The sequence below is a fragment of the Kitasatospora sp. NPDC028961 genome (assembly GCF_055564815.1).
In genome coordinates this window covers 189,578-212,636 of the sequence record NZ_JBVHVO010000013.1, presented here as the reverse complement: position 1 = coordinate 212,636, position 23,059 = coordinate 189,578, and the positions used below count along the sequence as shown (strand labels likewise).

General features: G+C 73.1%; 17 protein-coding genes. 10 read left to right on the top strand and 7 right to left on the bottom strand.

Going from position 1 to position 23,059, the window contains the following annotated elements:
• Positions 1–289 precede the first annotated feature (289 nt).
• Complete coding sequence (locus ACZ4UX_RS22920; protein WP_396486595.1) at positions 290–1,546, bottom strand: ROK family transcriptional regulator; 1,257 nt, start codon at positions 1,544–1,546, stop codon at positions 290–292.
• A 145-nt stretch (positions 1,547–1,691) separates the two neighbouring features.
• On the opposite strand from ACZ4UX_RS22920, the gene ACZ4UX_RS22915 reads away from it, so the two are divergent.
• From ACZ4UX_RS22915 to ACZ4UX_RS22900, 4 genes are read left to right on the top strand one after another with little or no spacing between them, the layout of a single operon-like run.
• The gene (locus ACZ4UX_RS22915; protein ID WP_329486377.1) at positions 1,692–3,005 is read left to right on the top strand and encodes an extracellular solute-binding protein; all 1,314 of its coding nucleotides are present in this window, start codon (positions 1,692–1,694) and stop codon (positions 3,003–3,005) included.
• A gap of 1 nt (position 3,006) precedes the next feature.
• Positions 3,007–3,927, top strand: coding sequence for a carbohydrate ABC transporter permease (locus tag ACZ4UX_RS22910; protein WP_329486378.1), 921 nt, complete (start codon positions 3,007–3,009; stop codon positions 3,925–3,927).
• On the top strand, positions 3,924–4,766 hold the full coding sequence (locus ACZ4UX_RS22905; protein ID WP_329486379.1) for a carbohydrate ABC transporter permease: 843 nt from the start codon (positions 3,924–3,926) through the stop codon (positions 4,764–4,766). The genes ACZ4UX_RS22910 and ACZ4UX_RS22905 overlap by 4 nt, the downstream gene beginning before the upstream one ends.
• Positions 4,767–4,801: 35 nt before the next feature.
• Entirely contained in the window at positions 4,802–6,142 is a 1,341-nt protein-coding gene (locus ACZ4UX_RS22900; protein ID WP_352298037.1) for a GH1 family beta-glucosidase, read from the top strand.
• Positions 6,143–6,223: 81 nt separating this feature from the next.
• On the opposite strand, the gene ACZ4UX_RS22895 is transcribed toward ACZ4UX_RS22900, so the two are convergent.
• Together ACZ4UX_RS22895 and ACZ4UX_RS22890 are read right to left on the bottom strand one after the other, a co-directional pair.
• Complete coding sequence (locus ACZ4UX_RS22895) at positions 6,224–6,484, bottom strand: GlsB/YeaQ/YmgE family stress response membrane protein (protein ID WP_329486380.1); 261 nt, start codon at positions 6,482–6,484, stop codon at positions 6,224–6,226.
• A gap of 117 nt (positions 6,485–6,601) precedes the next feature.
• A complete protein-coding gene (locus ACZ4UX_RS22890; protein ID WP_465707999.1) occupies positions 6,602–8,170 on the bottom strand; it encodes an APC family permease in 1,569 nt (522 codons plus the stop codon).
• A gap of 305 nt (positions 8,171–8,475) precedes the next feature.
• Between ACZ4UX_RS22890 and ACZ4UX_RS22885 the strand changes: the two genes are divergently transcribed.
• Positions 8,476–8,778 carry a muconolactone Delta-isomerase family protein gene (locus ACZ4UX_RS22885; protein ID WP_465707998.1) on the top strand — a complete coding sequence of 101 codons (303 nt, stop codon included), beginning with the start codon at positions 8,476–8,478 and terminating at the stop codon, positions 8,776–8,778.
• Positions 8,775–9,134, top strand: a complete 360-nt coding sequence (locus ACZ4UX_RS22880) for a nuclear transport factor 2 family protein (RefSeq protein WP_380392621.1) — start codon at positions 8,775–8,777, stop codon at positions 9,132–9,134. Before ACZ4UX_RS22885 ends, ACZ4UX_RS22880 begins: the two co-directional genes overlap by 4 nt.
• A gap of 15 nt (positions 9,135–9,149) precedes the next feature.
• Here ACZ4UX_RS22880 and ACZ4UX_RS22875 read toward each other — a convergent pair whose 3' ends face one another.
• The 4 genes from ACZ4UX_RS22875 to ACZ4UX_RS22860 form a co-directional block, all read right to left on the bottom strand.
• Positions 9,150–9,878: a DUF7158 domain-containing protein gene (locus tag ACZ4UX_RS22875; RefSeq protein ID WP_465707997.1), complete on the bottom strand. Its 729-nt coding sequence runs from the start codon at positions 9,876–9,878 to the stop codon at positions 9,150–9,152.
• Positions 9,875–14,095: a glycoside hydrolase family 38 N-terminal domain-containing protein gene (locus tag ACZ4UX_RS22870; protein ID WP_465707996.1), complete on the bottom strand. Its 4,221-nt coding sequence runs from the start codon at positions 14,093–14,095 to the stop codon at positions 9,875–9,877. The genes ACZ4UX_RS22875 and ACZ4UX_RS22870 overlap by 4 nt, the downstream gene beginning before the upstream one ends.
• 103 nt (positions 14,096–14,198) lie before the next feature.
• On the bottom strand, positions 14,199–16,646 hold the full coding sequence (locus ACZ4UX_RS22865) for an endo-beta-N-acetylglucosaminidase (protein ID WP_465707995.1): 2,448 nt from the start codon (positions 16,644–16,646) through the stop codon (positions 14,199–14,201).
• Positions 16,647–17,030: 384 nt separating this feature from the next.
• Positions 17,031–18,107, bottom strand: a complete 1,077-nt coding sequence (locus ACZ4UX_RS22860; RefSeq protein ID WP_359803927.1) for a LacI family DNA-binding transcriptional regulator — start codon at positions 18,105–18,107, stop codon at positions 17,031–17,033.
• 132 nt (positions 18,108–18,239) lie between these two features.
• Here ACZ4UX_RS22860 and ACZ4UX_RS22855 point away from each other — a divergent pair, with 132 nt between their 5' ends.
• From ACZ4UX_RS22855 to ACZ4UX_RS22840, 4 genes are all read left to right on the top strand, one after another.
• A complete protein-coding gene (locus tag ACZ4UX_RS22855) occupies positions 18,240–19,526 on the top strand; it encodes an ABC transporter substrate-binding protein (protein WP_352295524.1) in 1,287 nt (428 codons plus the stop codon).
• A 303-nt stretch (positions 19,527–19,829) separates the two neighbouring features.
• A complete protein-coding gene (locus tag ACZ4UX_RS22850; RefSeq protein ID WP_359803926.1) occupies positions 19,830–20,702 on the top strand; it encodes a carbohydrate ABC transporter permease in 873 nt (290 codons plus the stop codon).
• 4 nt (positions 20,703–20,706) lie between these two features.
• The gene (locus tag ACZ4UX_RS22845) at positions 20,707–21,648 is read left to right on the top strand and encodes a carbohydrate ABC transporter permease (protein ID WP_465707994.1); all 942 of its coding nucleotides are present in this window, start codon (positions 20,707–20,709) and stop codon (positions 21,646–21,648) included.
• Between the two features lie 67 nt (positions 21,649–21,715).
• Entirely contained in the window at positions 21,716–23,029 is a 1,314-nt protein-coding gene (locus ACZ4UX_RS22840; RefSeq protein WP_465707993.1) for a glycoside hydrolase 5 family protein, read from the top strand.
• Positions 23,030–23,059: the final 30 nt, after the last annotated feature.

Genomic DNA, 23,059 nt, shown 5'->3' with positions numbered 1-23,059 from the left:
CGCGCCACGGCCCGCACCCGGTGCGGCGCAGGTACCGGGCGTGGGGGAACGACGGGGCGGCCGGGCGGTCGACGGTCGGCCGGCCGGGCTCGGCAGGTGGTGGCCGGCCGGGCACGGGTGGACGGCCGCCGGAGGTCCGACGGAGCGCCACCGGCCCGTCGTCCGGGCTCGGGGAGCGCCCCCGACCGGGAGTCTCGGGGCTGCCGATCGGGGGTGTCAACCCTTCGCGCCGACTTTCCTCACACCGTGAACTTGCTGGTGTGCCAACGGATCAGCGGAAGAAGCCAGGTCAGGCGGGGGTGGCCCGCACCTCCCGGGCCCGCGGTTCGGCGCGACGCGGGAACTCCCCGCCGGAGTCCAGGAAGTCGGTCAGCGGCAGGGTCGCCGCGCCGACGGTGACCGCCTCCGGCCCGAGCATGCCGAGCACGATCGAGGTCTGCTCCCGGGGGAACCGCAGCGCGTACTCGGTGGCGGCGGCGCGGATCGCGGGCAGCAGCCGGGGACCCAGCAGCAGCCCCGCCCAGCCGCCGATCACGATCCGCTCGGGGTTGAACAGGTTGACCAGGTCCGCGATCGCCGCGCCCAGGTACTCCGCCGCCTCGGCCAGCAGCCCGGTGGCCGCCGGCTCGCCCGCCTCGGCGGCCGCCAGCAGCGCGGCCAGCCCGGCCTTCTCGCCGCCGCCGGGCGGCGCCGCGCCCCACCGCTCGACCAGCGCCTCGGCGCCGACGTACGCCTCCAGGCAGCCGCGCGCGCCGCACCGGCAGCGCCGGCCGCCGACGTGCACCTTGGTGTGGCCCCACTCGCCGGCGCTGCTGGTGGCGCCGCGGAAGCGCACGCCGTCGGCGATCACACAGGCGCCGACCCCGGAGCCGAACAGCGCGATCACCGCGTGCCGGACCCCGCGCCCGGCGCCGAACCACATCTCGGCCTGGCCGAGCGTCTTGGCGCCGTTGTCGACGAACAGCGGCAGGTCGGTACCGGCTCTCAGCAGCCGGCCGAGCGGGACGCCCTCCCAGCCGACGGTCTGGCTGTGCACGACGATCCCGAGGCCGTCCGGGGCCGGGTCGCCCTGGTCGACGATGCCCGGGACGCCGATGCCGACGCCGAGCACGGTCGCCGGATCGGTGCCGGTGCGCTCCAGCACCTCGGCCAGTCCGGACAGGATCAGCTCCACCACGTGGTCCACGTCGTGGCCGCAGTCGGAGAGCGGCCGGTCGCTGGCGGCCAGTTCGGTCCGGGCCAGGTCGAACAGGGCGACCCTGACCTGCGTCTCCCCGACATCCACGCCGACCAGCCGGGCCCGCCCGGCGGCGACCCGGAGCAGGATCCGGGGGCGGCCGCCGTCCGACTCCACCGAGCCGCACTCCTCGATCAGCCCGTCGGCGAGCAGCTCGCCGGTCACGTTGCTGATCGAACCGGCACTGAGCCCGGTGATCACGCCGAGCTCCTGCCGGCTGAGCGGCCCGTCGAAGTACAGCCGCCGCAGCAGCGCCGACCGGCTGCCCCTGCGCAGGTCACGCACCGTCTTCTTGCCTCGCACGGTCATGGCATCTCCCTCCTGATCCGAATCTATCGCTGTCCGAACCCTTGACGGAAGCTTTTCTCACACGTTAAATCACGGCCTGAAGTAAGCATTCCATCAAGGCACTTCACCCGAACCCGCCCACCCCGCCCGAGAGGGGCAATCGGTCATGCCCATCAGCCGAGTCGCTGCGGCCACCGCCCTGGTCGCCACCCTGGTCCTCACCGCCACCGCCTGCGGCGGCGGTTCCACGTCCGGCGGCGGAGACAACAGCAGCCCCGGCACGCTCACCTACTGGGCCTCCAACCAGGGCACCAGTCTGGAGAACGACCGGCAGGTCCTGGAGCCGGAACTCAGAAAGTTCGAGCAGCAGACCGGCATCAAGGTCAAGCTGGAGGTCATCCCCTGGGCCGACCTGCTCAACCGGATCCTCGCCGCCACCAGCTCCGGCCAGGGCCCCGACGTGCTGAACATCGGCAACACCTGGTCCGCCTCGCTCCAGGCCACCGGCGCGCTGCTCCCCTTCGACGCGGCCGCCCTCAGCAGGATCGGCGGCAAGGAGCGCTTCCTGCCCGCCGCGCTCGCCTCGGCCGGCGCCCCCGGCCAGGACCCGGCCGCCGTCCCGCTGTACTCGATGGCCTACGGCCTGTACTACAACAAGAAGCTCTTCGCCGAGGCCGGCCTCGACAAGCCCCCGGCCACCTGGGAGGAGCTGGTCGCCGACGGGAAGAAGCTCACCACCGGCGACCGCCACGGCATCGCCCTGGAGGGCGGCAACGTCTCCGAGAACGTCCACCACGCCTTCGTCCTCGCCAAGCAGCAGGGCACCGACTTCTTCGACGCGGCCGGCAAGCCCGCCTTCGACAGCCCGGGCGCCGTCGCCGCCGTCAAACAGTACGTCGGCCTGCTCGGCACCGAGAAGATCGCCGCGCCCGGCAACGCCGAGTACGCCAACAACCAGTCCGTCACCGACTTCGCCACCGGCAAGGCCGCCATGCTGATGTGGCAGGCCGCCGGCGCCAACCTCAAGTCCCACGGCATGAACCCCGAGGACTACGGCGTCGCCCCCGTCCCCGTCCCGGCCGGCGCCACCGGCGGACGCGCCACCACCTCGATGGTCGCCGGCATCAACCTGGCCGTGTTCAAGAACACCAGGAACACCGACGGCGCGCTCTCCTTCGTCAAGTTCATGACCGGCACCGAGGAGCAGACCCAGCTCAACCGGACGTACGGCTCCATCCCGCCGGTCAAGGACGCCCAGGCCGATCCGGCCTTCGCCACCCCCGAACTCAAGGCCCTCACCGACGTCCTCTCGACGAGCGCCCAACCGCTCCCGCAGGTCGCCGACGAGAGCCAGTTCGAGACCCTGGTCGGCACCGCCGTGAAGAACCTGCTCGCCGCGGCCGCCGGCGGCAAGGCCGTCACCGACGAGTCCGTGAAGGCCGAACTCACCAAGGCCCAGCAGCAGATGCCGGCCAAGTGAAGTGATCCGCAAGCGCCTCCTCCCCCGTCGCAGCGCGCTGCCGTACCTGCTGCTGCTCCCCGCCCTCGTGCTCGAACTGCTCATCCACCTGGTGCCGATGGTGGTCGGCATCGTGATGAGCTTCAAACAGCTCACCCAGTTCTTCCTCCGGGACTGGACCGCCGCCCCCTGGGCCGGTCTCGCCAACTACCGGATGGCGGTGGACTTCCACGCCCCCGTCGGCCGGGCCCTGCTGCACTCCTTCTGGGTCACCTGCGCCTTCACCGCCCTGGCCGTCGGCCTCTCCTGGCTGCTCGGCACCGCCGCCGCGATCATGATGCAGGACACCTTCCGCGGCCGCGGCCTGCTGCGCGCCCTGTTCCTGCTCCCGTACGCGCTGCCGGTCTACGCCGCCGTCATCACCTGGTCGTTCATGTTCCAACGGGACACCGGCCTGATCAACCACGTGCTGCACGACCAGCTCCACCTGGTCGACGACAAGCCGTTCTGGCTGCTCGGCGACAACAGCTTCACCGCCCTGGTCACCGTCTCGGTCTGGCGCAGCTGGCCGTTCGCCTTCCTCACCCTCACCGCGGGCCTGCAGAACATCCCGCGCGAGCTCTACGAGGCCGCCGCCCTGGACGGCGCCGGCGTCCGGCAGCAGATCCGCCGGATCACCCTGCCCTCGCTGCGCCCGGTCAACCTGGTGCTCGTCCTGGTGCTGTTCCTCTGGACGTTCAACGACTTCAACACGCCGTACGTGCTGTTCGGCCGGTCGGCGCCGGAGGCGGCGGACCTGATCTCGGTCCACATCTACCAGTCCTCCTTCGTCACCTGGAACTTCGGCGCGGGCTCCGCGATGTCGGTCCTGCTGCTGCTCTTCCTGCTGCTGGTGACCTCCGGCTACCTGCTGCTCACCTCGCGCCGAAGGGATGCGCAATGATCGGCCCGCCCGCGTCCTTCCGCTGGATCCGCCGGATCCTGCTGACCGCGCTCGCCCTCTTCGCGGCCGCGCCCGTCCTGGTGATGCTCAGCAGCTCGCTGAAGCCGCTGCAGGACGTGCAGGGACCGTTCCGGTGGATCCCGAGCACCGTCACCCTCCGGCCCTACCTGGACATCTGGCGCACCATCCCACTCGGCCGGTACCTGGTCAACTCGCTGATCGTGGCGGGCGGCGCCACCGTGCTCTCGGTGCTGGTCGCGATCCTCGCCGCCTACGCGGTGAGCCGCTACCGCTTCCGCGGCCGCCGGCTGTTCACCGTCACCGTGCTCTCCACCCAGATGTTCCCGGGCATCCTCTTCCTGCTGCCGCTCTTCCTGATCTTCGTCAACGTCGGGAACGCGACCGGGGTGGCGCTGTACGGCAGCCGGGGCGGTCTGATCCTGACCTACCTCACCTTCTCGCTGCCGTTCTCGATCTGGATGCTGGTCGGCTACTTCGACTCCATCCCGCGCGACCTCGACGAGGCCGCCCTGGTCGACGGCTGCGGGCCGGTCCAGGCGCTGCTGCGGATCATCGTCCCGGCGGCCGTGCCCGGCATCGTGGCGGTCGCGGTGTACGCCTTCATGACCGCCTGGGGCGAGGTGCTGTTCGCCTCCGTACTCACCAACGACGAGACCCGCACCCTCGCCGTCGGCCTGCGCGGCTACGCCACCCTCAGCGACGTGTACTGGAACCAGGTGATGGCCGCCTCGCTGGTGGTGAGCGTGCCCGTGGTCGCCGGCTTCCTGCTGCTCCAGCGCTACCTGGTCGCCGGGCTCACCGCCGGAGCCGTCAAGTGACCCTCCCCGACCTCCCCTTGAGCGAAAGGCTCGCCGTGAACGACCTCAGCGCCCTCCCCGACGACTTCCTCTGGGGCGCGGCCACCGCCGCCTACCAGATCGAGGGGGCGGTGGACGCCGACGGCCGCGCACCGTCCATCTGGGACACCTTCTCGCACACCCCCGGCAAGGTCGCCGGGGGCGACACCGGCGACACCGCCTGCGACCACTACCGGCGCTGGCCCGAGGACGTCGCGCTGATGAAGCGGCTCGGCCTCGACGCCTACCGGTTCTCGATCGCCTGGCCCCGGGTGGTGCCGCTCGCCGACGACAAGGTCAACACCGCCGGCCTGGACTTCTACGACCGCCTCGTGGACGCCCTGCTGGCCGCCGGCATCACGCCCTTCCCGACGCTCTACCACTGGGACCTCCCGCAGGCCCAGCAGGACCGCGGCGGCTGGCCCGTCCGGGAGACCGCCGAGCGCTTCGCCGAGTACACCGCCGCGGTGGCGGCCCGGCTCGGCGACCGGGTGACCGACTGGGCGACCCTCAACGAACCGCTCTGCTCCGCCTGGATCGGCCACCTGGACGGGGCGATGGCCCCCGGCCTGACCGACCTCACCGCGGCCGTCCGGGCCTCCTACCACCTGCACCTCGCCCACGGCCTGGCCGTCCAGGTGCTGCGCGAGAGCGTCGCCGGGGCCCGGATCGGCATCGTCAACAACCTCAGCCCGGTGACCGCCGCCACCGACTCCGAGGCCGACCGGGCCGCCGCCGTCCGCGCCGACGGCCACATCAACCGCTGGTGGCTGGACCCGGTCCTCGGCCGCGGCTACCCCGAGGACATGGTGCGGGCCTACGGCGTCGACCTGCCGGTGCGCGACGGCGACCTCGACCTCATCGGGGCCCCGCTGGACTGGATCGGCCTGAACTACTACTTCCGCCAGATCGTCGCCGACGACCCGACCGGCCCCGCCCCGCACTTCCGCCAGCTGCCCGGCCCCGGCCCCGAACGGACCGCGATGCCGTGGGAGGTGCACGCCCCCGGGCTGGAGGAGCTGCTGCTGCGCCTCACCCGCGAGTACGGCGCGCGGCGGATCTACGTCACCGAGAACGGTTCCGCCTACCGCGACACCGTCGGCCCCGACGGCAGCGTCCACGACCCGGAGCGCACCGCCTACCTGGAGCAGCACCTGGCCGCCTGCGCCCGGGCCACCGCCCAGGGCGCCCCGCTGGCCGGGTACTTCGCCTGGTCGCTGCTGGACAACTTCGAGTGGGCGTACGGCTACGACAAGCGCTTCGGCCTCGTCCACGTCGACTACGCGACCCAGCGGCGGACGGTGAAGACCAGCGGCCGGCGCTACGCCGACCTGATCACCGCCCACCGGGGGCGCTGACGCGACACCCGAGGGGCGCGGACCGAACCGGTCCGCGCCCCTCGGGTGCAACCCTGCCCCCGCACCGCCCCGCCGGCCGCGTCAGTGGCGCCGTCCCAGGTAGGCCGGGGTGACGGCGGAGATCAGCACGGCGGCCGCGGCCACCTGGAGCAGGTGGCGTATCCAGTCGACCCCGTCCGTGTGCCGCACGCCGACCGCCGAGGCGAGCAGATTGCCGAGCAGCGCGCCCACCAGCCCCAGCAGCACCGTCAGCCAGAGCGGAACGGGCTGACGGCCCGGCAGTACCAGCTTGGCGAGCAGACCGACGACGAGTCCGACGACGAGCGCCCAGATCAGCGTCATGGGGAACAACCTCCCTGTGGGCCGGGCTCCCGGCCGGTCGACCGGGGCGCCCTCCGCCTGCCCCGCCGGCCCCGCTTCATTCCTGGTCGCCCGCGAGCCGGCCACGCCCCGGGGAGGCTACGGCGCGTCGACCGGGTCGGCGGCGCTCACCGGCACGTCCGGGTGGCGGAACCAGGAGCCCTGCACGGCCCACTGGACCAGCATCAGCACACCGCCCAGCAGCAGGGCGCCGATGCCGATCACGGTCACCCCGCCGGTCTCGCCGATGAGCGGCAGATCGATCGAGGTCGCCCCGTAGTCGGCGGCCGCGTAGACGTCGAACGCGGCGTAGCAGAAGAAGTACAGCAGCACCAAGCCGCCCAGCAGCGGGACGAGCCCCTTGAAGACGAAGTCCTTGACGCTCCTGGTCAGCACCCGCCGGTAGTACCAGACGCAGGCGAAGCCGGTCAGGCCGTAGTAGAAGGCGATGCCGAGCCCCACCGAGGCGATCGAGTCGGCCAGGACGTTGCCGCTGATCGCGGTCAGCAGGACGTAGAAGGCGATCGACGCCAGGCCCATGCCGACGGTCGACCAGGTCGGGGTGCGGTGGCGGGGGTGCACCCGGCCGAACGCGGCGGGCACGGCCTTGTGCGCGGCCATCGAGAAGGCGGTCCGGGCGGTGGGCAGGATGGTGGTCTGGGTGGAGGCCGCCGCCGAGGTCAGCACCATGAAGATCAGCAGCTTGCTGAGGAACCCGCCGAAGCCCGCCGTGCCGAACACCGCGTCGCCGAGGCCGGACAGCACGTCCCCGGAGTTCTCCTCGTTGCCCAGTCCGATGCCCTCCGTGCCGATCCCCGCGAACGACAGCGCCGAGGTGGACACCAGGGTGTAGATCAACAGCAGCAGCACGGTGGAGATGACGGCCGCCCGCCCCGGGGTGCGCTTCGCGTCGGCGGTCTCCTCGTTGACCGAGACGGCGGTGTCCCAACCCCAGTAGATGAACACCGCGGCGAGCATCCCGGCCGTGAAGGCACCGGCCGAGGGGATGTCCAAGGGGTTGAACCAGGAGGCGCTGACGTGGGCCGCCGTGCCGGGCGCACCGCTGCCGTAGGCCTTGACCAGGGCGGTGACCGACAGCACGACCAGCATCACCACCTCGATCGACAGCAGCCAGCGCTGCAGGGCGGCGGAGATCTCGATCCCGACGTAGCAGATCGCCGTCATCACGACGATCCAGACCACGCCGGCGATCGACGTCCAGACCGTGCTGTCGGCGAGCGAGTCCAGCCCCACCAGCCGGAACCCGTACACGCCCGCGATCTGCGCCAGGTTCGCCATCACGATGATGTCGGCGACGATGATCCCCCAGCCGCCCATCCAGCCGGTGCGCGGCCCGAACGCCCGGGCGGCCCAGGTGAAGGTGGTGCCGCAGTCCGGATCGGAGGCGTTCAGCTCCTTGTACGCGTACGCGATCATCAGCATCGGGATGAACGCCAGGATGGTGACGATCGGCGCCTGGAACCCCACCCCCACCACGATGATGCCGAGCGTCGCGGCGAGGCTGTACGCGGGCGCGGTGGAGGCCAGCCCGATGGCGACCGAGGAGACCAGACCGAGCGCACCGGTCTTCAGCCCCTTCTCGCCCGCACCCGAGCCGGTCGCCACTGGCGCCACGCCCGGGGCCGGGCCGTCGGAGGAGTGCGGCATGGGTCCCACCTCCTCCCCCTGACCCACCCGAGTGCCTCGGGCCCGGTCACGGGGTCAGACAAATCACCCTGAACCGACCATACTGCCGCCACCCCTCCCCGGCTCGCTGCGCGCCTGCGGCCCAGCTGGGGGCGCCCCGGCCAGCTCCGGGGCGCCGCGTCACCCGTCACCGACCGCACTCGCCACCGCGCGGGCGGCCCGGCCGCCGCTCCCGCGTGGCGGTGCCGGGTGCGGTCGGGGTGGTCGCCGATACTCCGAGCAGCCGAGCGACGGCGGAGGGGTGAGCGAGAGGATCCCGATTCCCGATGGAGTTCCTGGTCGACATGGTGACCACCGTCCCCGACGGGACGAGCGAGGAGGAGGTGGCGCGGATGCGGGCCCGGGAGGCCGTCCGGGCCGGGGAGCTGGCCGCGCAGGGGAGCCTGCTGCGGCTCTGGCGGCCGCCGCTCACGCCCGGCGAGTGGCGCACCTGGGGGCTGTTCAGCGCGCCCGACGCGGAGCGGCTGGAACGGCTCCTGGCCTCGATGCCGCTGCGGGCTTGGCGGCGCGACCGCGTCACGCCGCTGTCGCCGCACCCGAGCGACCCCGGGGCGGAGGGCGTCCGATGAGCGACACCGCCGTGCTGCGGGGCGTGCTGGACCGCTGGAAGGCGGCCGTCGACGCCCATCGGCCCGAGGCGGTCGCGGCCTGCTTCACCGAGGACGCGGTCTTCCAGGGCCTGCACCCGTACAGCGTCGGGCGGCCGGGCGTCGCCGCCTACTACGCCTCCCAGCCGCCCGGGATGACGGCCGACTACCGCGTCCTGGAGACCAGGCGGCTCACCGACGGCCTCCTGCTCGGCTACCTCGCCGTCGACTTCGCCTTCGTCGACCGGCCGACGCTGACCGTGAACCTCGGCGTCCTGCTGAGCAGGGCGGGCGACAGCTGGTCCATCGCCCACTACCAGGTCTCGCTGCTGCCCTGACGGCGCGGCCTGGCGTCAGTGCCGGTGGTGGTTGTCGGGCTGGGCCGGGTCGCCGGGGTGTTCGAGGCCGGGCAGCAGGGTGAGCCGGGCGGCGCGGGTGCGGTCGAGCCAGCGGACGAAGGCGGCGCGGCGGGCGGCGGCCCGGACGGCGGGAGCCGGGTCGCCGGCCTCCTCCCCCGGCGGGTGGACGGCGAGCAGGGCCGCCGTCCACCCGCCCGCCGTGACCCAGGCGCCCGGCCCGGCGGCGCGCAGGGCCTCGGCGAGGGCGAGCGGGAGGGTCGCCGGGTCGGCCTCGCAGCCGCCGCCGTCGGGGAAGCCGAGCCGCCAGAGGGCGGGAGCGGGGCGGTCGGCGGTCATCGCCCGGTAGTGGGCCACCTCGTCCGCCCGGGGCCGGACGTCCGCCGTGACGGCCTCGAAGACCGCCCGGACGGCCGTGCTGCCCTCGTACGCGGCGGCCGTGATCGACCCGAGTTCGACGGCGGCCTGCTGGTCGAGGCGGGCGGGGGTGTCGGTGCCGAGCGGCAGCCCGCGCTCGGTGCACACGGTGGAGCAGAGCTCCTCCGTCAGCACCACCTGGGCGACCCAGCGGGCGAGTTGGCGGTCCTCGGAGCTGCCGGGCCGCGGCAGGGCGGCGGAGCGCGGGCCGGACCGCAGGGCGGCGAGGCGGCGGTCGAGTTCGGTGCGCGGCAGCGGGCGGCCGTCGAGCAGACCGAGGGCGTCGGCCACCGGGGCCCCGGCGGTCACGGCTCCACTACCAGGGCGACGGCCGGGGAGTACTGGCAGCGGCCGAACCACATCACCTTGGCCAGCGCCCAGGAGGCACCCGGCTCGGCGTCCTCGGGAGCCGCGAGCTCGAAGGCGGCGGTCTCCGTGGCACCGGCGGCGAGGGTGAAGCCGCGGACGGGGGCGCCGACCGCCTCCCACGTCCCCCAGGGTGAGACCAGCTGGAGTTCGCCCCGGATCTCGCCGCGGGTCCGGTTGGCGAGCCGGACGGCGAGGGTGGCCCGGCCGCCGAGGGTCAGCCGCAGCCGCTCCTCGGCCACCGTCACGGTGAGACCGGTGTCGCGGCCGTCCATGGACTCGGTGCCCTGGGCGGCGGTCCAGTCCTCGGGCGTCTCCCCGGGGGCGGGCAGCAGGCCGGGGAGCTCGCCGACGGCGAGCGTGACGACGTCCTCGATCCGCTGGTCCTCGTGCGTGATCCGGACGGCGGCGAAGTACAGCCCGGGTTCGACCGCCGCCGGCGGGGTGAGCGTGACCGGGAAGCGCAGGTGTCTGCCCGGCTCCAGGCGGTAGGGGCGGGCGCCGAGGCTCGCCGTCCAGCCCTCGGGGGGCAGGATCAGCGCGGCGCCCTCCACCGCGGCGTCCCGCAGCTGGGAGGAGAGGGCGACGGAGAGCTCGACCGGCTCGCCCGGCCCGGCCGTCCGCAGCAGGCCGGGCGAGACGCCGACCGACACCGGGAGGTAACCGAGTGGCGCCGGGCCCCGGTTGTGCAGCCAGTAGCGGGCGTGGACCGGCTGGGCGACCTCGGCGACCGCGCCGAGCACCGGGCCGGCCGGGGCGGCGGCCACGCTCGGCCGGGCCAGCACGGTGGCGATCTGCGAACCGGCGAGGTCCAGGGCCCCGTCGACGGAGTCCAGCGGCCGTTCCAGCAGGTCGGCGCGGTGCGGGTCGGTCAGCCCGAGGGCGCCGCCGAGGGTGGCGGTGCGGCCCAGGCCGGTGGACTCGACCAGCCGGACGGTGAGGCGGCCGTCGCCCGGGTCGGCGGCCGAGCCGTGCGCGATCGGGTTGCCGGTCGGCTTGAGGGTGCCCAGCAGCACCTCCCGGGCGGGTTCGACCCGCAGCCAGGAGAGGGTGGCGGGCAACGGCCCCTTCCGTGCGGGGGCGATCCGGGCGTACAGCGGGTGGTTGAACTCCTGCCCCTGGGCGGGCAGCGCCTGGGCCCGCCAGTCCCCCGCGCCGCCGACCAGCGCGTAGCTGAACTCATGCGTCCAGTGCTGGAGTTGGAAGGACGCGCCGTCGGGCAGGGTGCGCCGGGGCGGGTCGATCCAGACGCCGGAGGGCCAGCCGGTGCAGGAGCGCATCAGCGAGAGGTGCAGCGCGCCGGTGGCGTCGACCGCGAAACCGGGCAGGCCGAAGCTCAGCAGTCCGACGCTGTGGTCGGTGAGCCGCTCCGCCGGGTCGAGCGTTCCGGGGCAGACGGCGGTGATCCGGGCGTCGGCGAGGTCGTGGACCAGCGCGGCCGGGTCGGTCACCACCAGGGCGGGCAGCGCCCGCAGGTCGCGCAGGTCGGCGCCGGGCTGCCAGACCTCGGCCAGCGGAGTCAGCGCGGGCACCCAGACGGCGCCGTGCGTCCTGAGCACGGTGGCGTACTCCTCGCCCGCCCGCTCGATCAGCTCCCGGGCGGCGGTATTGGCCTCCGGACCTCCGAGGACGATCCGGAAGTCCGGCAGGTTGGAGTCGACGTCCAGCCAGCCGTAGCGGGCCCAGTCGGCGCCGGAGGTGGTGGCGGTGACGCCGATCCGGGCGAGCGCGACCACCAGGTCGCGGGCGTCGGCGGCGGAGTCGAGGTCGGGAGCGATCACCTCGGCGACGCCGAGGGCGCGTTCGCCGAGCGGCGCGCCGGCCGGGTCGGTCAGGGCGACCCGGGCGGTGGAGCCCAGGCCGAACCAGGTGTTGGCCGGGTTGTCCAGGGTCCAGGGCGCCTCGGCGGAGTCCACGTCGGGCAGTGCGAAACCGCGCCCGACCACCGCGTCGGCGACCTCGCTGACCGGCAGCGCGCCGGGCAGGTCGACCGGGAAGCGCAGCCGCAGCAGGCGGTCGGCGCCGGAGAAGTCGACCACCCTGGTCCGGCAGTCGACCCGGTCGACGCCCCGCCAGAGCGTCACGGTCTGCTCGTACCGGACGCCGTCCACGGTGCCGGCGATCACCAGCCGCTCACCGAGCGGGCCGGTCTCGCGGCGCACGCTCGCCGGCTGCCCGCCGGAGCCGAGGACGGGCCCCTTGGGGACGAGGTGCCACGGGCCCTCGCCGAAGTCGGGGTGCTGCGGGTACTCCTCGTACACCCGCAGCTCGTTGCCGATCCGGCCGCTCTGGATCAACTCCCTCTCGTGCGAGAGGTCCTGAATGGACGTCAGTCCGCCGCCCCGGGCCGGGTCGGCGGTCACCCGGTAGCGGGCGTTGGCGACGGTGTGGCCCTCGGCGCGCGACCAGGCGGTGTCCTCGACCCCGTCGGCGGAGGGGACCAGCCGCCAGGTGCGCCAGCCCAGGGCGGGCACCCCGGCGGCCAGGAAGCGCAGCGTGCCCCGGTCCACGGCGCTGGGGACCACGGCGCCGGTGTCGTCCAGGACGAGGACGGCCCGGGAGCGCCCCCGCGGCAGCCGGACGGCGACCAGGTCGGTGCGGTCGAAGGAGAGGGTGTTGGTGACGACGACGGCCGAACCGATGCCGGCGGTGTCGATCCGGCCGGTGAGAGCGTCCAGCGACCGGTCCCGGACATCGGCGGCCAGGTCGTACGCCTCGCGCCAGCCGCCGAGCAGGTCGAGGTAGACCTGGTCGGATTCCGAGCCGGTGATCGCGTCGTGGTGGGCGCCGTAGGCGAGGTGGCGCCAGACCTTGTCCAGTGCGGCCCCCGGGTAGCGGCCGAGCCCCTGCACGGTGGCCAGGGTGGCGAGCTTCTCGGCGTCGACGGCGGCGACCTCGGCGGCCCGCTGGGCCTGCTTGGTGTCGATGTAGGAGACGTCCTTGCCGGTGTAGACCGGGTTCATGTCCCGGGTCTGCGGGCTGGGCCGGCGGCCGGTGGCGGCCAGCTCGGCGCGGACGGCGTCCAGGAAGTCGCGCGGGGTGGCGCAGACGAACCGCGGCCAGAGGTACTTGCGCGCCCACGAGCGGTGGATCTCGGTGACCCACTTGTTCGGCGGGGTGTAGTCGGTACCGACGGGCAGCAGCAGGTTCTTCGTCGCGCCGACCGGCTTGAGCTTGCGGTACAGCTCGTAGACGGCCTGCTCGGCGGTGGCGAGGTCGGCGGAGGAGTCCATCCACCAGCCGGCCGAGTAGTGGTGCGGCATGTAGTGGGTGAGCACGCCGTCGCCGGAGGGCGCGATCCACTCGAACTCGCTCGGGAACTGCATCACCCGGGCATCGTCCTTGGCCTCGCGGAAGTTCTTCTGGATCGGCCCCCACTGGTGGAACGGGCCGCGGGCCCAGGCGCTGCCGGTGAGCCCGGCGGCCGCGAGGTGGCCGGGGAACTGCGGGTCGTGGCCGAACACGTCCAGCTGCCAGGCGGTCCGCGGGTCGCCGCCGAGGATGTCGCGCTGGTAGCCGATGCCGTAGACGATGTTGCGGATGGTGGTCTCGGCGCCGGTGAGGTTGGTGTTGGGCTCGTTGTAGGTGCCGCCGACCAGTTCCACCTGACCGCGCTCCAGCAGCAGCCGCAGCGCCGCGCGGCGCTCCGGGTGCTGGTCGAAGTAGGGCTTCAGGTAGTCGACTTCGGCGAGTACGAACCGGTAGACCGGGTCACGCAGCGCGAGGTCCAGGTGCGCGTCGACGAGCGCGAAGCCGTTGCGCTCCCAGAGCGGCCGGGTGGTCGCGTCGGCGGAGAGCAGCTCCCAGGGCGAGGTGTAGGCGGCCTGGGTGTTCCACCAGACCGGGTCGTAGTGGAAGTGCGAGACCAGGTACATCGTCCAGCCGGGTTCGGCCGCCTCGACGACGGCCTCGGCGGTCGCGGTGACGCCGTCCGTCGCCGCGGTCACCAGGACCGGGATCCGGGCCCCGGGCTCGGCGCCGGTGATCTCCAGGGGGACTTCGACCAGCCCCGTGCCGGCCTTCTCGCCGCGTACGCCCGGGCCGGTGACGGTGATCCGGGCGGGCGGGCCGTCGAGGGTCACGCGCAGCAGCTGGCGCGGCGCGTCCTCGGGGCCGGTGAAGAGGTCCGTGCTCTCGACGGCGGTGATGGTGACCGGCACGGGGTGGGTCCTTTCGGAAGACGGAGCGGGTCGGGAGCCGGGACCGGGTCTGGTCCGACGGTTCCCGTCGCATCAGCGCGCGGCGGGAACCGTCGGACGAGCCCTACGCGCCCCAGGCCTCGAACTCGTAGATCCGGGCGGCGGGGTCGGTGCCCTGGGTGGGCTTGGTCACCGAGAGCCGGACGTAGCGGGCCGTGGTGCTCACCGGGTGGGTGGTGGTCCCGGCGGTGTTGCCGGTGACGGTGGCGACGGTGCTCCACGCGTCGGCGGTGGAGTCGCGCACCTGGATGGTGAAGTCCCGGGTGTTGTACGCCGGGCTCTCGCCCCCGGCCGAGGCGTGCTTCACCACGAACCTGCTCAGCGGCTTGGCCGAACCGAGGTCCACCTCCAGCCACTTGGCCGAGGTGGTGGTGCACCACTTGTCGCCGTTGCCGCCGTTCACGGTGCCGTTGACGGCCTTGGCCGGGGTCTCGTTGCCGTTGCACTGGCCGGAGGCGGTGGCCGGGCGGTTCAGTGCCAGGTTGCCGCCGACCGGCGGGGTGCCCGTCCAGGAGACCGTGGTGGTGGCGGCGGCGGAGCGGCCGTACTCGGTGGAGACCGCCTCCACCTCGACGGTCGTGGCGCTCTCCGTCCCGGCCCGCTCCAGCTTGTTGACGAAGTAGGCGTCGGACGGCGTCGCGCCGAGGTAGCTGCGGCTGCCGTCGGCGTTGCGCCGGTACAGCTCGTAGTGGTGCACCGAACCGCTCGCCGAGGCCGTCCAGGAGAGCCGCAGCGACTGGCTGGAGCCGGCCACCACGTCACTGGCGCCGAGCACGGTGAGGCCGCTCGGCGCGGCCGGCGCGTCCACCGCGCCGTCGTAGACGGCCAGCTGACCGACCCTCAGGTCGTAGGCCGGGTTGGAGCCTTCGACCTGGAGGCCGATCTGGGCGATGGTGCGGCCGGCGTAGCCGGAGAGGTCGAGGGTGTGCCGCTCCCACCCGGTACCGGAGTTCGCGCCGACGTCGACGGTGGTGAAGGTGCCCGGTGCGTCGGTGAAGGAGATCGCGGCCTTCAACCCGGTCGCCCCGGCGGCCGGGGTCTTGAGCACCAGCGAGAGCTTGCTGTCCGCCGCGACCGGCAGCCTGCTCTGGTAGAGGCGCACGGTGTTGGTGGCGTCCAGCTTGCCGCTGAGCCGCAGCGAGGAGCCGCCCTCGTAGGCGTCGGTGAAGTCGACGGACGGGGTCAGCTTGGTGCCGCTGGAACCGACCAGCCAGCGGTAGGTCGGCGGGACGTCCTGGAGCGAGAGGTTGTTCCAGCCGCCGGTGGCGACCCGGCCGCCACCGGCGTTGTAGAAGTCGCCCTGACCGGTGGAGAAGTTGGTGACGAAGGGCTTCGCGGTGATCGGCGAGGACTCGGCTATGTAGGTCGACAGGCCCTTCCAGCTCGACGAAGTGGCGGTGTTCGACGGGTCGTTGTTGGCGCCGACCCAGTAGCGGGAGTCCTTGGCGTAGAAGTCGGCGCGGTCGGTGGCGGACTTCCACGTCCACTCGGGCCGGTAGAGCCCGAGCGAGGTGGTGTGCGCCTTGCCGGCCGGGAAGAGCGCGTTCCAGTCGACGCCGGTGTTGTAGCCGTTGGACTCGGTGTCGATCCCGGAGTAGAGGTCGTACTCGTCGCGGCCGAGGCCGCGGGCCAGCGAGCGGGACGAATCCAGCCCGCCGGAGCTCCAGTTGAAGTTCAGGAACATCGAGTCGGAGGTCCGCTTGGCGCCGTCCTGGAGGAAGGAGTCGTTGGCGGAGGTCAGCGCGTTCTGCCAGGACACCGAGCCGGACTCGGTCATCGCGTCGTACCACATGTACTCGGTGCCGGTCTGCGCCTTGGTGTACTGCATGAGGTTGCGCACCTCACCGGCCAGCGCCGAATCCCCGCCGCCGGTCTCCTGGTTGATGAACCAGCCGTCGAAACCGTAGTACTGGGCGGCCTGGGTGAGCTTGTCCGCGACCGGGTAGCGGGAGCCGGACTTCTGGACGAAGTCGCGGACCCACTGGAGCTGACCGCCGTAGGCGGCGGGCGGGAAGAAGACGGTGCCGTAGACCTTGACGCCGTTGCGGTGCGCGGCGTCGATGACGGTCGGGTTGGGGGCGAGGATCAGGCCCTCTCCGGCCGAGCCGCCCCAGAACACCAGCTTGTCGACGTACTGCCAGTAGCCGAAGGCGTAGTAGTTCGGGTCGGCCGAGCCCTGGGAGGGGTTGTTGGAGGTCGGGCCGAAGGAGACCAGCGAGGCCACCTTGCCCTCGCCGGCCCGGGCGTTGGGGTTGGCCTTGAGCGCCGGGTCGCTGGTGCGCGGCCGGAGCGGGACGCGGGACCGGTTGAAGCGGGCGTCCGGGTCGGTGGCCGGGTCCCAGTTCAGGATGGTGTTCGGGTACCAGTAGGAGGCGTAGGGCTGGGTGCCGGCGGCCGCGGCGGCGGCCGGGGTGGCCGGTGCCGGAGCGGGATCCGCGTGGGCGGTGGGCGCGGCGCCGAGGACGGCGGCCCCGAGGGCGGCGCTCAGCAGGAGGGGGAGACGTCGTGACATGCGGTGGCTCCGATCGAGCGGAGGAGGGTGGGGGCGGAGCCGCCCGCGAGGGGCGGTCCGGATGCATGTGCGAGGTACGTGCGGTGGTGCGGGTGGGCGTGGTGGTGCGGGTGCGGTGGCGCCGATCGCGGGGAATCGCCGCCCGGCCGGCCCAGGCCCGCTCGGTGCCGGACGGCCGAGGGGCCGACGGTGCGAGGCACAGCGGAACGGGGAACGGCGGTACGAGGAAGGCAGAACGGCCGCGCAACCGGTTCCCGCCCAGGGGGCACACGGGGCAGCACGGGCACGACGCCCCCGCCGCCCCGGCCGCAGCGGCCCGGGCCGGGAGCCGCCCGACTCCCGCCCACCGTGGCGCGCCGAGCGGACCGGCTCGGCGCTGCGAGGCTAAACCGGTTCAGACCGACTGTCAACGGCCCCGGCAACAGCCACCCCTGAGGGTGATTCGGGGGCCGGCGGCGAGGTGGACTCGCGGACCGTGAGGCGCGGTGTGGGCATCTGCAGGTCCCGGCCGGGGCCGGTCCCGTCGATCACCGCGAGCAGGCTGCTCGCGACCTGCTCGCCGAGCGCGAAGGTGTCCCGGCTGAGCGCGGTCAGCGGCGGGTGGACGATCCGGGCGAGCACCGAGTCGTCGAAGGAGACGATCGACAGCTCCCCGGGCACCGCCACGCCCATCTCGCCGGCCACCCCCAGGCCGGCCACCGCCATGACGTCGCTGTCGTAGACGATCGCGGTGGGCCGCCGGGGCCGGGAGAGCAGGGCCCGGGTGGCGGCCGCGCCCTCGGCGTCGCTGAAGTCGGTCGGCACCGAGACCGCCTCCTCCAGGTCCAGCCGCCGGGAGGCGTCGCGCAGGGCGCGGATCCGGCGCTGGGTGTGCTGGAAGTGCGGCAGGCCGGCCAGGTGGGCGATCCGGCGGTGCCCGATCGCGGCCAGGTAGTCGACGATCGAGAGCATCGCCTCCCGGTCGTCGGCCCAGATCCGCAGCGGCCCGCCGCCCTTGCCGGGGCCGCCCAGCACCACGGCGGGCAGGGCGAGTTCCTCCAGCGCCTCCAGCCGCGGGTCGCGCACCTGGAGGTCGACCACGATGAAGCCGTCGACCCGGTGCTCGGAGGCCCAGCGCCGGTAGACGCCGATCTCGGCGGCGGTGTCCTCGACCACCATCAGGTGCAGCGCGACCGCGTGGGCGGAGAGCACCGCCTGGAGGCCGGAGAGCAGTTGGCTGAAGAACGGCTCGACCCCGATGGTGCGGGCGGGGCGGGCGATCACCAGCCCGACCGCGTCGGCCCGGGCGCCGCCCAGGGCGCGGGCGGCGCTGTGCGGCCGCCAGTTCATCTCCTCGGCGACCCGGAGGATCCGGGCCCTGGTCGCCTCGCTCACCCCGGGGCGCCCGTTGAGCGCGAAGGACACCGCGCCCTTCGAGACCCCGGCCTGGCGCGCGATGTCGGCGATGGTCGGTCTGCCCACAGAATCCGACTCCTCTCTTGACATCCAAGTTTAGGCGGGAGCATAGTCCCTGCAACAGCTAGACCGGTTTAGTAAGTCAGGTTCTGTACGTCAGCACAATCCCCCACCCACCCCCTGGACCGGGAGACCCTCATGCGAAGAATCTGGGCGGCACTGACGATGGCGGCGGTCACCACCGCCACGCTCACCGGCTGCGGACTCGGCTCCGACACCAAGAGCGACGACACCGCGGCGAGTGCGGCCGCCACCGGTGACGTCAAGGGCAAGGTCTCGCTCCAGACCTGGGCACTCAAGCCGAAGTTCACCGATTACATGCAGAGCGTGATCGACGGCTTCAAGCAGAAGTACCCTGGCGTCGAGGTCGACTGGCTCGACCAGCCCGGCGACGGCTACTCGGACAAGGTGCTCAGCCAGGCCGCGGCCGGCGGCCTGCCCGACGTGGTCAACCTCCCGCCGGACTTCGCCCTCCCGCTGGCCAGGCAGAACCAGTTGCTGGACATCGCCAAGGCCGACCCGAAGCTCGCCGACGAGTACGTCGCGGGCGGCGTCGACGCCTACCGCTTCCGCGGCATGGACGGCACCTACGGCTACCCCTGGTACCTCAACACCGATGTGAACTACTGGAATTCCGAGCTGCTGACGAAGAACGGCCTGGATCCCAAGGCCCTTCCCGGCACCCTGGACGAACTGATCGCCCAGGCCCGGGTGTTCAAGGAGAAGTCGGACGGCTCGACCTACCTGATGAGCCGCAAGCCCGGCCTCGGCGACCTGGTCAACGCCGGCGTCAAGGTGATGTCGGACGACGGCAAGTCCTTCACCTTCAACACCCCCGAGGCCGCCGCGCTGCTCGACAAGTACCGCGCGGCGTTCAAGGAGGGCCTGCTGCCCAAGGACGTCCTGACCGACACCTACGCCGGCAACTCCAAGCTCTTCAACGCCGGCACCGCGGGCTGGACCACCGGTGGCGCCAACTTCATCACCAGCGTCGCGACCGACAACCCGACCCTCGCCCCGAAGATCGTCTCCTCCCCCGCGACGGGCACGCCGCCGCTCTACGTCCAGGGCCTGTCCGTCCCGAGGAACAGCAAGAACCCGGCCGCCGCGGTGGCCCTCGCCCGCTGGGTCACCAGCGCCGAGAACCAGGCCAAGTTCGCCCACCTGACCAGCATCTTCCCGTCCACCAAGGCGTCCGCCGGCGACCCGTTCTTCAGCAAGAGCGACGGCACCAACGCCGGTGACGCCAAGGTCGTCGCGTTCACCTCGCTGGCCAAGGCGAAGATCCTCCAGCCGGTCGAGGTCGACGACGCGATGGGCACCGTCATCAAGCAGCAGATCGCCCTGGCGATCAGCGGCGACGCGACCTCGAAGCAGGCCCTGGACACCGCCGTCGAGCGCTGCAACCAGCTGCTCAAGGGCTGATCCGACCCCCGGACGAGCCCCCGGCCGTACCCCGTACCGGTGGCGCGGCGGCGTCCTCCCCCAGGAGCCGCCGCCCGCCGGGGCCACCCGCACCGGTCGCACCGACCGCACCGACCGGCCACCCCCCGACCGGCCGCACCACCCGCACCGGCCGCACCGGCCGCCGGCACCGCCCCGGCCCGCCGGGCCCCGGCCGCGACACCCCTGCCGCAGGCCCCGGCCGCGGCTCCCCGGCCCGACGGCCCCGGCCCGCACCGCACCACCCCCGGGGACCCACCCTCCCCGCCCCAGGAAGGCATCGGTATGACCCACCGGCGTTGGTTCACCCCCTGGCTGCTCGCCGGGCCCGCGATCATCTGGCTGGTCGTCTTCAACCTCTGGCCGACGATCAACACGGTGATCCTCTCGTTCACCAACGCCAAGCCCCTGGGCGGCGGCCGGTTCACCGGCCTCGCCAACTACGAACGCATCTTCAGCGACGAGCAGTTGGCCGACGCCCTGCTCAACAGCATCGTCTACCTGCTGATCTGCCTCCCGCTGCTGACCGTCCTGCCGCTGCTGCTCGCCCTGCTGGTGCAGCGCAAGCTGCCCGGCATCACCTTCTTCCGCACCGCCTTCTACACCCCGGTGATCGCCTCCGCCGTCGTGGTGGCGCTGATCTGGGGCTGGGTGCTCGACGACCGCGGGCTGGTCAACGGCCTGCTCCAGCAGACCGGGCTGGCCGACTCCCCGGTCGCGTTCCTGACCGACCGCTGGCTGCTGCTGCTCAGCTCGATCGCCCTGACCACCTGGAAGGGCCTCGGCTACTACATGGTGATCTACCTGTCGGCGCTGGCCAACGTCGGCCGCGAACTGCACGAGGCCGCCGCGGTCGACGGCGCGAGCGCCTTCCGCCGGTTCTGGCACGTCACCCTGCCCGGGGTGCGCCCCACCATGATGCTGATCTCGGTCCTGATCTCGGTCTCCTCGCTGCGCGTCTTCTCCGAGCTGTACGTGCTCTCCAACGGCACCGGCGGCCCCGGCGGCCGGGACATGTCGGTGGTGATGCTGATCCAGATGTACAGCCGCGGCTTCACCGGCCACCTGGGCTACGCCTCGGCGCTCAGCCTGCTGCTGTTCGTCATCACCCTCGGCCCGATGCTGCTCCTGACGCGCCTGAACCGGAAGGCGGACTGACCCCGTGACCCGACCCGCCACCCCCACCGGGCCCGCCCAGGCACCCGCCACGGCCCCGGTCCCCGCTCCCCGCGAGCCCGCGGACCGCCCCGTCGCCGCCCGGCGCGCCCGGAGCTTCAACTCCCCCTCCCCCGCCCAGACCGCGCTGCGCTACCTGCTCCTGCTGGTCGTCCTGCTGCTGGTGATCGGCCCGTTCCTCTGGCAGCTCTCCACCTCGCTCAAGGGGCCGGGCGAGGACGTCTACACCAAGCACCCGAGCTTCTTCCCGCAGGACCTCACCTTCGCCAACTACGGCAAGGTCGCCGACACCATCCCGGTCTGGACGTACGCGGCCAACTCGCTGGTCGTGGCCGCGATCGCGATCTTCGGCAACGTGGTCGGCACCACCCTGGCCGGCTACGCCCTGGCGAAACTGCGCTTCCGCGGCGCCCGGCTGGTCTTCGGCCTCTTCCTCGCCACGCTGGTCCTGCCCGGCGAGGTCACCATCGTCTCCCAGTACGTGACGGTCCGCAGCCTCGGCCTGGCCGACTCGCTGACCGGCGTCGCCCTGCCCGGCGCGATCGCCATGCTCAACGTGCTGCTGATGCGGACGGCCTTCGCGGCCGTCCCGCCCGAACTCGACCAGGCCGCCCTGGTGGACGGCGCCTCCGTCTGGCAGCGCCTGTGGCACATCGGCCTGCCGAACGTGCGCGGCATGCTCAGCGTGATCGTCATCTTCACCTTCATCGGCGCCTGGGACGACTTCCTCTGGCCGCTGATCGTGCTCAACGACCCGCAGAAGTACACGCTCACCGTCGGACTCCAGTACCTCAACGGCACGTTCAGCGCCAACCCCCGGCTGATCGCGGCCGGCACCATGATCGCCTTCCTGCCGATCGTCGTGGTGTTCGGCGTCTGCCAGCGCTTCTTCTTCAGGGGCGTCGAGGAGGGGGCCGTCAAGGGGTAGCCGCGCCATCCGCCCGACCCGTCGCCGTACCCGCGACGGCCGCACCCACCGAGGAAGCCCACCGCGCATGACCGCCGCTCAGGACCGCCCGCAGGACCGCGCCCAGGACCGGGCCGGGGAGCACACCCAGGCCCCCGCCGCCCCGCGCTTCGGCGTCAACTACACGCCCAGCGCCGGCTGGTTCCACCACTGGCTCGACTTCGACCTCGACGCCGTCCGCGCCGACCTCGACTCGATCGCCGCGCTCGGCCTGGACCACGTCCGGGTCTTCCCGCTCTGGCCCGTCTTCCAGCCGAACCGGACGCTGATCCGCCCGCGCGCCGTCGAGCAGCTGACCGAGCTGGTGGACGCGGCTGGCGAGCGCGGCCTGGACGTCGCGGTGGACGGCCTCCAGGGCCACCTGTCGAGCTTCGACTTCCAGCCCTCGTGGACGCAGACCTGGCACCGCCGCAACCTCTTCACCGACCCGGACGTGATCGACGGCCAGGCCGCCTACCTGCGCACCCTGGCCGCGGCCCTGCACGAGCGGCCCAACTTCCTCGGCATGACGGTCGGCAACGAGGTCAACCAGTTCTCCGGCGACCCGCACCCCGACCCGGACCGGGCCACCCCCGGGCAGGTCGACGCCTGGCTGCGCCGGATGCTCGCCGCCTGCGAGCAGGGCGCGCCCGGCCGGCTCCACCTGCACGCCTCCTACGACGCCGCCTGGTACCTGGACGAGCACCCGTTCACCCCCTGGCACTCGGCCCGGCTCGGCGCCGCCACCGCCGTGCACTCCTGGGTGTTCAACGGCACCGCCCAGCGCTACGGGGCGCACTCCACCGCCACCGCCCAGCACGCCGCCTACCTGGTCGAGCTCTCCAAGGCCTGGGCGGACGACCCGCACCGCCCGGTCTGGCTGCAGGAGGTCGGCGCGCCGGCCCCGCACATCACCGCCGAGGACGCCGCCCGGTTCACCGGCGACACGGTGGCGGCCGTGCTGGACTGCCCGGACCTCTGGGGCGTCACCTGGTGGTGCTCGCACGACGTCGACCGCTCGCTGGCCGACTTCCCCGAGCTGGAGTACAGCCTCGGCCTGCTCACCACCGACCGCCGGGTCAAACCGGCCGGCGCCCGGCTCGCCGCCGCCGTCGCGGACCTGCGCGCCGACCGGCGGCCGCCCCGGCCGCGCACCACCGCCGTGGTGGTCGCCACCGGCGACGACGTCACCTCGCCCAAGCGCTCGGTCTGCGGCCCGGGCGGCACCGTCTTCGAGGCGTTCATGCGCCTCGCCGAGGCCGGCGCCCGGCCGACCGCGGTGCTCGCCGAGCGCGCCGAGGACCGCGCCCACCTGGCCGCCCGGGGCATCACCGAGGTCGTCCACCCGGACGACGTACGCTGACGAACCACCGCCCGGACCTCGCGAAAGCCG

Excerpts from the sequence above, each read along its gene's own strand:
- ACZ4UX_RS22920 (WP_396486595.1), bottom strand. The coding sequence starts at position 1,546 with ATGACCGTGCGAGGCAAGAAGACGGTGCGTGACCTGCGCAGGGGCAGC.
- ACZ4UX_RS22915 (WP_329486377.1), top strand. The coding sequence starts at position 1,692 with ATGCCCATCAGCCGAGTCGCTGCGGCCACCGCCCTGGTCGCCACCCTG.
- ACZ4UX_RS22905 (WP_329486379.1), top strand. The coding sequence starts at position 3,924 with ATGATCGGCCCGCCCGCGTCCTTCCGCTGGATCCGCCGGATCCTGCTG.
- ACZ4UX_RS22895 (WP_329486380.1), bottom strand. The coding sequence starts at position 6,484 with ATGACGCTGATCTGGGCGCTCGTCGTCGGACTCGTCGTCGGTCTGCTC.
- ACZ4UX_RS22890 (WP_465707999.1), bottom strand. The coding sequence starts at position 8,170 with ATGCCGCACTCCTCCGACGGCCCGGCCCCGGGCGTGGCGCCAGTGGCG.
- ACZ4UX_RS22885 (WP_465707998.1), top strand. The coding sequence starts at position 8,476 with ATGGAGTTCCTGGTCGACATGGTGACCACCGTCCCCGACGGGACGAGC.
- ACZ4UX_RS22880 (WP_380392621.1), top strand. The coding sequence starts at position 8,775 with ATGAGCGACACCGCCGTGCTGCGGGGCGTGCTGGACCGCTGGAAGGCG.
- ACZ4UX_RS22865 (WP_465707995.1), bottom strand. The coding sequence starts at position 16,646 with ATGTCACGACGTCTCCCCCTCCTGCTGAGCGCCGCCCTCGGGGCCGCC.
- ACZ4UX_RS22855 (WP_352295524.1), top strand. The coding sequence starts at position 18,240 with ATGCGAAGAATCTGGGCGGCACTGACGATGGCGGCGGTCACCACCGCC.
- ACZ4UX_RS22850 (WP_359803926.1), top strand. The coding sequence starts at position 19,830 with ATGACCCACCGGCGTTGGTTCACCCCCTGGCTGCTCGCCGGGCCCGCG.
- ACZ4UX_RS22840 (WP_465707993.1), top strand. The coding sequence starts at position 21,716 with ATGACCGCCGCTCAGGACCGCCCGCAGGACCGCGCCCAGGACCGGGCC.